The sequence below is a fragment of the Brevibacillus migulae genome, from assembly GCF_004521915.1.
Classification (GTDB): Bacteria; Bacillota; Bacilli; order Brevibacillales; family Brevibacillaceae; genus Brevibacillus_F; species Brevibacillus_F migulae.
The window spans coordinates 29,368-41,893 of the sequence record NZ_SDKD01000018.1; the positions used below are offsets into that span (position 1 = coordinate 29,368).

Genomic DNA, 12,526 nt, shown 5'->3' on the forward strand with positions numbered 1-12,526 from the left:
ACCCTGGCGCGCCTTTTCTCTAAACGAAGCTATCAGCGCGTCAGTTGTTTAAGTCTGTCATTTTGCCTGTATTCAGATAAATGATCCATTCACAAATATTGGTGACATGATCCGCAATTCTCTCCAAATATTGAGCAACCAACAGCAGATGCGTTCCTTGTGAAATATGATCTTTATTCTTGCTCATTACTTCTATCATATCACGGAATATTTTGGAAAACAGTTTATCGATCACATCATCCCGTTCGGCGATTTCCTCCGCCTCTTCCTGATTGCGGGCAATGTACGCGTTGAGGCAATCCCGTACCATTGCTTTGACATGATCTGCCATGATCGGAATATCGATGAGCGGTTTAATATACGGTTCCGGCATAAGGCGACGGGTAGTTTTGGCAATGGCAACTGCATGATCCCCCATCCGCTCTAGATCGGTGACGAGCTTCAGCATGGTTCCCAATCTGCGCAAATCTCCACCGACCGGTTGCTGCAGAGCGATTAAGCGGAAGCAGCCGGATTCGATCTCCTGCTCCAACGAATTGATCAGCTTATCATTGCTGATCACTTCTTCCGCCAGCTTGTCATCGCGTTCCACCAGACTTTTTATGGCCTTGTGTATTGCTTCCTCGACCAATGTACCCATCGTCATCAGCTTGCGATGCAGAACATCCAATTGATCTTCAAAAATATGTCTGGTCATTGCTTCTACCCCTCCAATGGTGTCTCATTTTATTTGATCAGGCCAATGTTACAAGGGATATATAGAAGCATAGTAAAGACAATGTATTTTTTTTGTTAAGATTCTTTTTTTTGCAAAAACAGCCACCTTTTTCGGGGTGACTGTTTTCCTTCGCATCTATTTGGCTGAAAAGAAAAGCGTAAAGGTCGTTCCCTTTCCTTCTTGGCTCTCCACTTTGATATGACCCTGAAGATTATCAACGAGATGCTTTACAATGGCGAGGCCAAGACCTGTCCCCCCCGAATCTCTGGTGCGCGCTTTATCCACACGATAGAATCGCTCAAAAATACGTCCCAGATCCTTTTCAGGAATGCCGATCCCCGTATCCGACACACGGATGGTCGTCCCCGCCTGATCCTGACTGATCTCCATTGCGATCTTGCCTCCCTCGGGTGTATAGGCAATGGCGTTGCTCACGAGATTCAGCAGGATCTGATGGAGGCTGTCGCGGTCCGTCACCATCCACATATCAGCCGCCTCATCAAAAAGGATCGTCAGCTGTTTTTTGGATGCCTGCTCTTGCACGAGTGCAATCAAATCCGCAATCAACGTGTTCACATGCAGATGTTCCAGCGTCAACGGGATCTTCTTCATCTCAATTCTGGACAGATCCAGCGTATCTCTGATCATCCGATTCAACCGTTCGCTTTCATCATAGATGATTTGCAGGAAATTGCGACAGATCTCCTCATCATGCATGGCTCCATCCAGCAGCGTCTCGGTAAAGCCTTTGATCGAGGTGATCGGCGTACGCAGCTCGTGGGACACATTGGCCACGAAGTTGCTCCGCAGCTTTTCCAGACGGCGTATCTCCGTGATATCGTGCAATACCGCCACCACCCCTTTCGCTTCCCCTTTATAGTTGATATAAGGAGCAAAGCTCACGTCCAAAATACGCTCCTGCGGGTAGTAAATATGCACTTCTTCCCGAAATTTTTCCCCCAAATCGATGCATCGATCAATATATTGACTAAGACCAAAGCTTTTTCCCGCCTCAATATGCAGCTTCCCGATCAGCTCCGCATGCGAGGTGCCGAGCAGCTTTTCCACCGCAGGATTTACCAGCATGATTCGCCGATTCTCCGAGACAAAAATCACACCGCTGGTCATATTGGTCAAAACGCCTGTCAAACGCTGCTGATTTTCCGAGATCTCATACATCTGCTGCTCCAGGCTGGAAGCCATGAAATTGATCGCACCCGCCAGCTGGCCGATTTCATCCTTCGCCCGCAGCTTGACCCGGCTTTCGAATTGACGCTGGGTAATCGCTTTGGCCACCCGTGTAATCTCCTCGATCGGTCTGCTGATATTGGATGAAATCTTGGAGACGACAAGGGAACCTACCACGAGTGTAATGAACAAGCCTGTCAACAAGCTGTACCACATACGGTGAATGGTAGTAGAGATTTCCTCCATGGACATCGAGGAACGGACAGAGCCAATCACTTCTCCGTGATACGACACGGGTACTGCCACATACAGCATGTCAAAGCCTAATGTATGACTGTATCGCCTCGAGCTGCCCATTTCTCCTTGCAATGCCGCTGCAAACTCTGGGCGATGGGCATGATTTTCCATGCCATCCGGATTGGATTCCGAATCATAGCGGACACTCCCATCCTGATCGATTATCGTCACCCGAACATCATCCGCAGGGGAAAACTGCCGCAGTTTCTGTGCGAGTTGGGCTTTATCCATGAGGACACGGTTATCATTGATCGTCTCCGCAATAAAGCGGGACTCTCTCCATAGCAGCTCCTGCAATGTTTCCAAATAGGAGCGTTCCAATACTTTGGCAAAAAAGACTCCCATCAAGACCATCACAAGCGAAATCAGACCGAGAATGGTCAAAGTAAGTTTAAAACGAAAACGGGTCACGAAACCACCACCATCATGCTGCTTATCATGAATCTATCCTTCGAGCTTGTAGCCAAGTCCGCGAACGGTTTTGATGTAGCGCGGATTTTTCGTATCTTCTTCCAGCTTTTCGCGCAGGTGGCTGACATGGACGTCTACGATACGGGAATCCCCGATGAAGTCATAATTCCAGACTGCGTTTAACAGCTGATCGCGTGTCAGAACCCGTCCTTGATGAGAGGCCAAATGATGGAGAAGCTCAAATTCCTTCGGTGTCAGCTCCACTTTTCGATCGGCCCGGTATACCTCATACTTCTCCGGATACAAGCGGATATCACCGAACTGCAGCACGACATCCTCCTGCCCACTCGCCGGTTCCAAGACCGTTTGCGTCCTGCGCAGGATTGCCTTGACCCGGGCCAACACCTCCCGTGGGCTGAAAGGTTTTGTCAGGTAATCATCAGCACCAAGCTCGAGGCCCAATATTTTGTCCAGCTCATCATCTTTTGCCGTTAAAATCAAGATCGGCGTATTGTTTCTCTCCTGCCGCAATGTCTTGCAGACGTCCATCCCGTCCATTTTGGGCAACATCAGATCCAAAATGATAAAATCAGGCTGTTCGGCACGGGCTACTTCCAATGCTTGTTTTCCGTCAAAAGCGGTAACCACCTCGTAGCCCGCCTTTTCCAGATTGAACTGCAGCAGCTTCGCAATTGATACTTCGTCGTCGACAACCAAAATTTTTGTCACGTCTGTTGAACCCCCCATTTAAGTAACTGCAACTTCTTAAACTCCCCTTAACTTTCAGTCTGCCAAAAGCATGTTCATGAAACAAGTTATTTTTCTGTAAAGATGGGGGAGGGGTGTGGGCGGGCTGTTGTGGGGGGAAGTGAGTTCCCCACTCTTCGCTAAAGGTCTGCGTCCCGCGAGGGAGAGGGACTGTCCGCTCCGTATCAATCTCGCGGGAAGGGCAAAAGTGGTGTCGCATTGTCGCGGATTCAGGTTGCCCTTCTTTTTCCGCGAGATTGATACTCCGCTAAGATGGACTTCGACAAGTCGCTTAGAATGGGAAACTCACTTCCAGTTACAACATCCCTTTAAAGGATAATAAAAATACATAAAAAAAACGTCCCGAGAAAACTCAGGACGTTTTTCTTACCCTATCAATCTATTGAGCCAAAACTTTCATGACGTTGCGAACGGATTCAGCAGACTTGTCGAGTGCCGCTTTCTCTTCCGCAGTCAGCTCCAGCTCATATACTTTCTCGATACCAGCGCCTCCGAGGAGGGTTGGTACGCCGAGGTACAGATCGCTGTAGCCGTATTCTCCTTCCAGGTAAGCGATGGAAGGGAGAATGCGTTTTTTGTCTTTCAGGATCGCTTCTGCCATTTGCACCAAGGATGCAGCAGGTGCGTAGTAAGCGGAACCGTTGCCCAACAGGTTTACGATTTCGCCGCCGCCTTTGCGGGTACGCTCCACGATTGCTTCCAGACGATCTTTTGGAATGAGTGTTTCAAGCGGAATACCGCCCGCGTAGGAATAACGAACGAGTGGAACCATGTCGTCACCGTGACCGCCCAATACAAAGCCGGTCACGTCTTCTACGGAGACATTCAGCTCTTGTGCTACGAATGTACGGAAACGGGCTGTATCCAATACGCCGGACTGACCGATTACGCGTTCTTTCGGGAAGCCGGACGTTTTGAAGAAGGTGTAGGTCATCGCATCTACCGGGTTGGAGAGTACGATCACCACCGAATTGGGTGCGTAGGTTTTCACTTGTTCGGCTACGGAACGCATGATGCCTGCATTGGTGTTCACGAGGTCATCGCGGGACATGCCAGGCTTGCGAGCGATCCCTGCAGTGATGATGACCATATCGGCATCTTTGATCTCTGCATAGTCAGCCGTACCGGTGATGTTGGAATCAAATCCGAGCACTGGAGAAGATTCCATCATGTCCAACGCTTTTCCTTTTGTCGGGTTTTCCAACTGAGGAATGTCAACGAGAACGACGTCGCCCAATTCTTTTTGCGCCAAGATGAATGCTGTTGTTGCACCTGTGAAGCCAGAACCAATAACTGCAATTTTTTTACGCGTATGTGCCATTATTAGGTCCCCTTCCGTTTGGAATTACAGGTTTTTAATCAATTCGTCAGCAAACTCGGAGCATTTCAGTTCAGTAGCACCTTCCATCAGACGAGCGAAGTCATACGTTACTCGTTTGGAGGAGATGGTTTTTTCCATCGAAGCGATCAGCATGTCAGCTGCTTCGTTCCAGCCAAGGTGGCGGAGCATCATTTCACCGGACAGGATCACGGAAGATGGGTTCACTTTATCCAGACCAGCGTATTTTGGTGCAGTACCGTGAGTTGCTTCGAAGATCGCATGGCCAGTCAGGTAGTTGATGTTTGCACCAGGTGCGATACCGATACCGCCTACTTGGGCAGCCAGTGCGTCGGATACATAGTCACCGTTGAGGTTCAGGGTTGCTACTACATCGTATTCAGCTGGACGAGTCAGGATTTGTTGCAGGAACGCGTCAGCGATTACGTCTTTCACGATCAGCTTGCCAGCTGCTTCCGCTTCTTTTTGCGCTTTGTCAGCGTCGCCGCCTTCAGCCTTGATGCGATCGTATTGTGCCCATGTGAACACTTTATCGCCGTATTCACGCTCGGCTACTTCATAACCCCAGTTTTTGAACGCGCCTTCGGTAAATTTCATGATGTTGCCTTTGTGTACCAAAGTAACGGATTTGCGGTTGTTAGCCAGCGCGTAGTTGATCGCTGCGCGAACCAGACGCTCTGTACCGTCTTTGGAAACAGGCTTGATCCCGATACCAGAAGTTTCTGGGAAACGGATTTTCTTCACGCCCATTTCTTTTTGCAGGAACTCGATTACTTTTTTCACTTCTGGAGTTCCTTCTGCCCACTCCACACCCGCATAGATGTCTTCAGTGTTTTCACGGAAGATCACCATGTCAGTCAGCTCAGGATGTTTGACAGGGGATGGCACGCCGTCGAAATATTGTACAGGACGTACGCATGCATACAGATCCAGCTCTTGGCGCAGCGCCACGTTGATGGAACGGATACCGCCGCCTACAGGAGTAGTCAAAGGACCTTTGATCGCGATCAGGTATTCGCGAACAGCAGTCAAAGTGTCTTCTGGGAGCCATTCGTTGAATTGGTTGAACGCTTTTTCACCAGCGAACACTTCGAACCAAGCGATTTTTTTCTCGCCTTTGTATGCTTTTTCTACGACCGCGTCCAATACGCGAACTGAAGCATTCCAGATGTCAGGACCGGTACCGTCGCCCTCGATAAACGGAATGATTGGATTGTTAGGTACAACCAGTTTGCCATTTTGAACCGTGATTTTTTCACCATGAGTAGGCTTGGACAAGGTTTTGAACACGAGTAATCCCTCCACAGCATCTATGAATTGTATATAGGTAAAGATTGGAAAACCATTTACACAGACAGACGAGAACTACCACAACCTGTGGTAGTCCTTGCATGTCATCCTTAGCGTTGGTCGATTGGCACGTAGTGTTGGTTCACCGGACCGGTGTAATCAGCACGAGGGCGAATCAGACGGTTGTTGGTGTATTGTTCCATGATATGCGCTGTCCATCCAGACATGCGGCTGATCGCAAAGATCGGAGTGAACAGATCCGTTTCCAGGCCAAGGGAAATGTAGACAGAAGCAGAATAGAAATCTACGTTTGGTTTCAAGCCTTTTTCGCCTGTCACCATCTCTTCCACTTTCTCGGACATTTGATACAGTTCAGGACGTCCGATTTGGGCAGTCAGTTTTTCCGACATTTGACGCAGCCATTTTGCGCGTGGATCACCGTCTTTGTATACACGGTGACCGAAGCCCATGATTTTATCTTTGTTATCCAGCTTTTGGCGGATATAAGATTCGACATTGGCAACAGAGCCGATCTCTTGAAGCATATTGGCAACGGCTTCATTTGCGCCACCATGCAGAGGCCCTTTGAGTGTGCCGATCGCAGAAACAATACCGGAGTAAATGTCGGTCAGTGTTGCCACAGTCACACGGGCTGCGAAGGTAGAAGCGTTAAACTCATGGTCAGCATGCAGGATCAGAGCTACGTCAAACGCCTTCACAGCTGTGTCAGATGGCTCGTTTCCTGTAAGCATATACAAAAAGTTTTTCGCGAGGCTGTATGAAGGATTCGGCGCGACTGGTTCCAGTCCCTTACGAATTCGGTCAAATGCAGCGATGATGGTTGGCGTTTGCGCCATCAAGCGAATGGATTTGCGGTAGTTCGCTTCCGGATCCATCACTTGTGCTTCCGCATCGTACAAAGCCAATGTGGAAACCGCTGTGCGCAATGCTGCCATCGAATTCACACCCTGCGGATATGTACGGATGCTGTCAATTACCTCTTTTGGTACAGTGGCGTTTTCGCCCAGCTGCTTTTGAAGCTCAGTCAGTTGGTCGCGCTTTGGCAATACACCGTGCCAGAGGAGATAGACTACTTCTTCAAAGGTCGCGTGTTCAGCCAGTTCATCAATGTTGATACCACCGTAGCACAAAACACCGTCGACAATCGAACAGATGGCTGACTGGGCTGCAACAACGCCTTCCAATCCACGAGTAGCTGTCATGTAACTCTCTCCTTTTAAGCGTATTATTTCTCTCTATTGAATGATTCAGGCACTTCCTTCTTACCGCCATTCCCGCATGATCATTATCTCGAAAAGGCACCTATCGTTCATCGTTGTCTGTAGGGGATGAAAGCGTAAGACGCCTTTTCAATACAAAGAAAAAAGGAAAGAGGAGGCTGATTCTAGGTTGTCTCCACTTCTACATGGCAATACTAAGAAAGTAAACCCTAATTCGACAATCATTATAAAAGATTATTACAGTTTTGTGAATGATAAATATCTCAGAAGTATTCACATTCCTTACCCAGACTGGCCTAAACGGTCGGGAAACTTGCTCATAACGAACGAATTACGGCATAATAGGTAAGGAGCGGAAAAACTTAGAAATTGCCCGCACGCAAGAAAGGGAGGGCTTGCTTTTGTCAGAGGATCGGTGGATCACCCGCCATTTTCAGATTGTTCGCTTTTTATGGGTGTGTATTTTGTTATACATAAGCTATCGTATTTTTCTTTTTGCAACACCATTACTTTACCCATTTTTTATCTCACTAGTCATAGCCATGATGATTAACAGACCGGTTACCTATTTGCATCGGAAAACGAAGATGCCACGCTGGCTGGCCGTCATACTCATGCTTCTCCTGCTGCTGTCGATCGTAGGCGGCGTGATCACCCTCGCGATCACGGAGACGGTTACCGAAATCGGTCATTTAGCCGAAATCCTCCCCCATTATACAAATGAGTTTGCCGACTACCTGGAGAAAACCATTTCCCAGGACTTTTTGATCGGAATTTATAACCAGTTTACGTTTTTGTGGGAGCAGCTGGATGAGCCCTCACAGGAAACAATTCGTACCAATGTACAAAATGCCATCAAGGCCGTCACCGATACCGCAAAAAATCTGGGCCTGGGCTTCCTGAACGGCTTGAAAAACGTCCTGCTGTCTCTGCCCAATATGGCAACGGTCTTGGTCATCTCGCTGCTCGGCGCCTTCTTCATCAGCAAGGATTTCTTCCTGTGGGAAGGGCGCTTTCGCCGGTTGCTGCCGCGCGGCTTAAACAGCCGAGTCGATCAGATCGTCATCGACCTGCGCAATGCGCTCTTCGGCTTTCTGCGTGCGCAGCTTACCTTGATCTCGCTGACGGCCGCTCTTGTCATCATCGGTCTTCTGATCATGCGCGTGGATTACGCGATCACGATCGGCTTGATCACCGGGCTTGTCGATCTGCTCCCTTATCTGGGGACAGGCACGATCTTTGTCCCATGGATTATCTATGCATTCTTCAAAGGGAACTATACGCTGGTGATCGGTTTGTCCATCTTGTATGGAATCGTCGTCATCTTCCGCCAGATCATTGAGCCAAAAGTGGTGGCGGAAAACGTCGGGCTCGATCCGCTAATGACGCTTGTCGCTTTATTCATCGGTTTGCAGCTGTTCGGCTTCCTTGGATTGATCGCCGGTCCAGTCAGCCTGGTCGTGATCAATGCCTTGATCAAAGCGAACATTTTTGAGGACATCTGGAACTATATCAAAGGTCCTTCCTCTACCGACGGAAAAGCAGGTTGATTTTCCCGGTTGAAATCAAACGCCACAGCCATTTTTTCAATAGATGGGCAAGAATCAACCGCGTATAAGGCAACAGCATCAACAGTCCGAGGACATCGCTTAAAAAACCAGGCGTGAGTAGCAGCACACTGCCGACGAGAACCAGAGCACCTTCCAGGATGGTTAGCGTCGGCATTTCTCCGCGGGACAGCTGGAGCTGCAGCGTGCGCATCACCTGCAGCCCTTGTTTTTTCGCCAGCCATGCGCCGATCATGCCGGTTGCAATGATCAACAGCACCGTAGGCCAGCCGCCGATCACCTTTCCTACCGCGATAATCCCCCATAGTTCAAGCGCCGGAACCACAATAAACAAGATCAGCAAGATGCGAAACATCCAGCATCCCCCTTCCGTTTTTTGAGACCGCTTCGATCAGCCTTTTCCATATGCGGCTTCCAGCCATGCATACAGCTCGGGAAGCGAGCGCGAGAGACGCACGGGCTTCAGTGATTTGCTTGTAAACACGTGCTTCGTTTCCCCGGTAACCAGAAGCTCCTCATCATACGCACGCACAATCTCATAGGCAAACGTCAGCCGCACTGGCGTCAGCTCCCCAATGCGTGTCCGGACTTCGATCTCATCATCATAACGCGCAGGCTGCTTGTAAGATAGCGTGGCATCTGTAACAGGCAGCAAAAACCCCTGCTCCTCAAGCTGCCGATACGTCACCCCTGCGCCGCGCAAAAAATCGGTACGGCCTACCTCGAACCACGGCAAATAATTGGCATGATACACGATCCCCATCTGATCGGTTTCACTGTAGCGTACATGAAAGCGTGATGTGTGCACGGTATAACTGTTCATTCATCCGGCTCCTTTCCTCTATCTTTTCCTATTTTACCCTAACTTTTGGGACAACGGGAAAAAGACGGAGTGATTGACTCCGCCTTCCCCCTTTACCGGTGCCAGCTTACAGTACGCGGGCATGTCCGGTGTAAATATGTCCACGACCGGAATCTACGGTAACGGTCATTCCATCCTTCAATATATCGGTGGCTCTTGTTACGCCCACAATGACAGGCACATTGAGATTCAAGCCCACGATCGCGGCATGGGAAGTCAAACCGCCTTCTTCGGTGATGACCGCTCCTGCGCGTTCAAATGCTTGAATCATGTCCGAATCGGTGCCAATCGTGACCAACACAGCCCCGTCTTCCATTTTGCCGAGCGCTTCCGAAGCGGATTTTGCAATGACAACCTTGCCCGTTACAACCGTGCGGCCGATGCCTTGTCCTTTTGCGATGATATCGCCAATGACATGGATCTTCATCAGATTGGTTGTCCCTGTTTCCCGAACAGGTACGCCAGCGGAAATGACCACGAGATCACCGTGACGAACCAACCCGGATTTCACCGCTTCATCCACAGATTGGCTCAGCATTTCATCGGTAGAAGCGGCTACCGCGCCAATAAGCGGATATACACCGTTGACCAGCGCCAAACGGCGAGCGACAGCCTCATAAGGAGTGACCGCGATGATCGGCGCTTTCGGACGGTATTTGGATACCATGCGTGCCGTATGTCCGCTTTCCGTGGCTGTAATCACAGCCGCTGCATCCAGATCCAGCGCCGCATTGGCAACAGCCTGGCTGATCGCATCCGTGATGGTGACCTGCTTCGCCAATGCGTGGCCATGCAGGATTTCACGATAGTTCAATTCCTGCTCCGCCCGCATCGCGATCCGGTTCATGGTTTCTACCGATTCCACCGGATATTTGCCTGCAGCCGTTTCTCCGGACAGCATGATCGCATCCGTACCATCGAAAATGGCATTGGCTACGTCACTTGCTTCCGCACGAGTCGGACGCGGGTTGCGCTGCATGGAATCCAGCATTTGCGTGGCAGTAATGACTGCCTTGCCCAGTTCATTACATTTGCGGATCAGCTTCTTCTGTACCAGCGGCACTTCTTCCGCCGGAATTTCTACGCCCAAGTCGCCGCGTGCAACCATGAGGCCATCCGCAACCGCCAATATTTCATCGACATTCATCACGCCTTCTTCATTCTCGATCTTGGCAATAATATCGATCGTCGCATCATGGCGCTCCAAAATCTCGCGGATTTCGAGAATGTCGGATGCTTTACGCACAAAAGAAGCCGCGATAAAATCCACGCCCTGGCGAATCCCGAATTCGATATCCTGCGCGTCTTTTTCCGTGATCCCCGGCAGCTTGATTTGCACGCCCGGTACGTTTACCCCTTTTTTGCTTTTCAAGGTGCCGCCATTTTTAATCCGGCACACGATTTCCGTATTCTCGATCGCTTCCACGGTCAGTCCGATCAAACCGTCATCGATCAGAATGGTGCTGCCGACTTCCACATCTTTCGGCAGATCGGCATAGGTAATGGAAACACGATCAACCGTACCAGCAACTTCTTCGGTAGTCAGCGTGATCACATTGCCTTCTACCAGCTCCACGGAATCGGTGGAAAGAGTGCCCGTGCGGATTTCCGGTCCTTTCGTATCGAGCAGGATGGCCACCAGCTTGCCAGTCTGTCTCGATGCTTCGCGAATGTTATCGATACGTGCTGCATGCTCTTCGTGAGAGCCATGTGAAAAATTAAGTCTTGCTACATTCATCCCCGCGTGAATCAGCTTGGTCAGCATTTCTACCGATTCACTTGCAGGGCCAATCGTACATACGATTTTCGCCTTTCTAAGCAAGGATATTCCTCCCCAAGTATGTTTGTTTCCCCATCTAAATGGAGAGTGTGCGTGCCAATTGATAAATGGATGTGTCCAGCTTGTGCTTTTGCGCCAATGCCTCATCGAAATCGATGTCCACGATCTGGTTGTTCTGGATTCCTACCATTCGGTCTTTTTTCCCTTCCAGCAGCAAATCAACCGCTGCCGCACCCATCCGGCTTGCCAGCATCCGGTCAAAAGCGGTTGGTGAGCCTCCCCGCTGGATATGGCCCAATACCGTCACCCGCGTTTCCCAGCCTGTGCGTTCCTTGATCGTTTCCGCATAGGAGGTAGCGCTGCCCACTCCTTCTGCCACGATGATAATGGAATGCTTTTTCCCACGGCGATGGCCTGCGTGCAAGCGTTCGATGATATCATCCATATCTTGCTCTTCTTCCGGAATAATAATGGATTCCGCTCCTGCAGCCAGACCTGCCCACAGCGCAAGATCCCCTGCATCCCGGCCCATCACTTCAATGATATATGTCCGTTCATGAGAGGTGGCCGTATCGCGGATTTTATCGATCGCTTCCACAATCGTATTCAACGCCGTATCGAATCCGATGGTAAAGTCGGTGCAAGGAATGTCATTATCAATGGTTCCCGGTACGCCAATCGTTGGAATTCCGATCTTGGTCAACTTTTGCGCTCCCCGGAACGAACCGTCTCCGCCAATGACGATCAAGCCTTCGATGCCATTCTGACGCAGCTGCTCCGCAGCCTTTTGCTGCCCGGCTTCTGTACGGAATTCCTCGCTGCGAGCTGTGTACAGGATGGTTCCACCACGATGAATGATGTCGCCAACAGAACCCAACGTCATTTCACGGATATCACCTGCAATCAAACCGTTATATCCGTGATACACGCCATACATATGCACGCCAAGGTATACTGCTCTTCTGACTGCAGCCCTGACCGCAGCGTTCATTCCTGGCGAATCTCCTCCACTGGTTAGTACGGCAATTTTTTTCATCCAGACTCACCTCTCCAATCTTCTCCAC

The 12,526-nt window shown here is 49.9% G+C and carries 11 protein-coding genes; 1 reads left to right on the forward strand and 10 read right to left on the reverse strand.

From position 1 onward, the window contains the following. Positions 1-40: 40 nt before the first annotated feature. The 6 genes from phoU to citZ all read right to left on the reverse strand — a co-directional run bounded on the left by phoU (position 41) and on the right by citZ (position 7,234). Complete coding sequence (phoU, locus tag EIZ37_RS18755; protein ID WP_134686314.1) at positions 41-697, reverse strand: phosphate signaling complex protein PhoU; 657 nt, start codon at positions 695-697, stop codon at positions 41-43. 156 nt (positions 698-853) lie between these two features. Further along, positions 854-2,614 (reverse strand): two-component system histidine kinase PnpS, encoded by a 1,761-nt coding sequence (gene pnpS / locus EIZ37_RS18760; RefSeq protein WP_134686315.1) that lies wholly within the window; start codon positions 2,612-2,614, stop codon positions 854-856. Positions 2,615-2,647: 33 nt separating this feature from the next. Continuing rightward, positions 2,648-3,343 (reverse strand): response regulator transcription factor, encoded by a 696-nt coding sequence (locus EIZ37_RS18765; RefSeq protein ID WP_134686316.1) that lies wholly within the window; start codon positions 3,341-3,343, stop codon positions 2,648-2,650. Positions 3,344-3,761: 418 nt separating this feature from the next. Next, positions 3,762-4,703 carry a malate dehydrogenase gene (gene mdh / locus EIZ37_RS18770; RefSeq protein WP_134686317.1) on the reverse strand — a complete coding sequence of 314 codons (942 nt, stop codon included), beginning with the start codon at positions 4,701-4,703 and terminating at the stop codon, positions 3,762-3,764. A gap of 24 nt (positions 4,704-4,727) precedes the next feature. After that, positions 4,728-6,011 (reverse strand): NADP-dependent isocitrate dehydrogenase, encoded by a 1,284-nt coding sequence (gene icd / locus EIZ37_RS18775; protein ID WP_134686318.1) that lies wholly within the window; start codon positions 6,009-6,011, stop codon positions 4,728-4,730. Positions 6,012-6,121: 110 nt separating this feature from the next. After that, entirely contained in the window at positions 6,122-7,234 is a 1,113-nt protein-coding gene (gene citZ, locus EIZ37_RS18780; protein ID WP_134686319.1) for a citrate synthase, read from the reverse strand. Between the two features lie 419 nt (positions 7,235-7,653). Between citZ and ytvI the strand changes: the two genes are divergently transcribed. After that, the gene (ytvI, locus tag EIZ37_RS18785; RefSeq protein ID WP_134686320.1) at positions 7,654-8,802 is read left to right on the forward strand and encodes a sporulation integral membrane protein YtvI; all 1,149 of its coding nucleotides are present in this window, start codon (positions 7,654-7,656) and stop codon (positions 8,800-8,802) included. On the opposite strand, the gene EIZ37_RS18790 is transcribed toward ytvI, so the two are convergent. The 4 genes from EIZ37_RS18790 to pfkA form a co-directional block, all read right to left on the reverse strand. After that, complete coding sequence (locus tag EIZ37_RS18790; RefSeq protein ID WP_134686321.1) at positions 8,780-9,175, reverse strand: FxsA family protein; 396 nt, start codon at positions 9,173-9,175, stop codon at positions 8,780-8,782. The two genes, ytvI and EIZ37_RS18790, sit on opposite strands and share 23 nt — an antisense overlap. A gap of 36 nt (positions 9,176-9,211) precedes the next feature. Next, positions 9,212-9,643, reverse strand: coding sequence for an acyl-CoA thioesterase (locus EIZ37_RS18795; RefSeq protein WP_134686322.1), 432 nt, complete (start codon positions 9,641-9,643; stop codon positions 9,212-9,214). Positions 9,644-9,749: 106 nt separating this feature from the next. Beyond that, positions 9,750-11,504, reverse strand: a complete 1,755-nt coding sequence (gene pyk / locus EIZ37_RS18800; RefSeq protein WP_134686323.1) for a pyruvate kinase — start codon at positions 11,502-11,504, stop codon at positions 9,750-9,752. A 34-nt stretch (positions 11,505-11,538) separates the two neighbouring features. Then, a complete protein-coding gene (gene pfkA, locus EIZ37_RS18805) occupies positions 11,539-12,498 on the reverse strand; it encodes a 6-phosphofructokinase (RefSeq protein WP_134686324.1) in 960 nt (319 codons plus the stop codon). Positions 12,499-12,526 lie beyond the last annotated feature (28 nt).

Bases quoted from the DNA above. Each gene is read 5' to 3' on its own strand.
- phoU (WP_134686314.1), bottom strand. From the start codon at position 697: ATGACCAGACATATTTTTGAAGATCAATTGGATGTTCTGCATCGCAAG.
- mdh (WP_134686317.1), bottom strand. From the start codon at position 4,703: ATGGCACATACGCGTAAAAAAATTGCAGTTATTGGTTCTGGCTTCACA.
- citZ (WP_134686319.1), bottom strand. From the start codon at position 7,234: ATGACAGCTACTCGTGGATTGGAAGGCGTTGTTGCAGCCCAGTCAGCC.
- EIZ37_RS18790 (WP_134686321.1), bottom strand. From the start codon at position 9,175: ATGTTTCGCATCTTGCTGATCTTGTTTATTGTGGTTCCGGCGCTTGAA.
- EIZ37_RS18795 (WP_134686322.1), bottom strand. From the start codon at position 9,643: ATGAACAGTTATACCGTGCACACATCACGCTTTCATGTACGCTACAGT.
- pfkA (WP_134686324.1), bottom strand. From the start codon at position 12,498: ATGAAAAAAATTGCCGTACTAACCAGTGGAGGAGATTCGCCAGGAATG.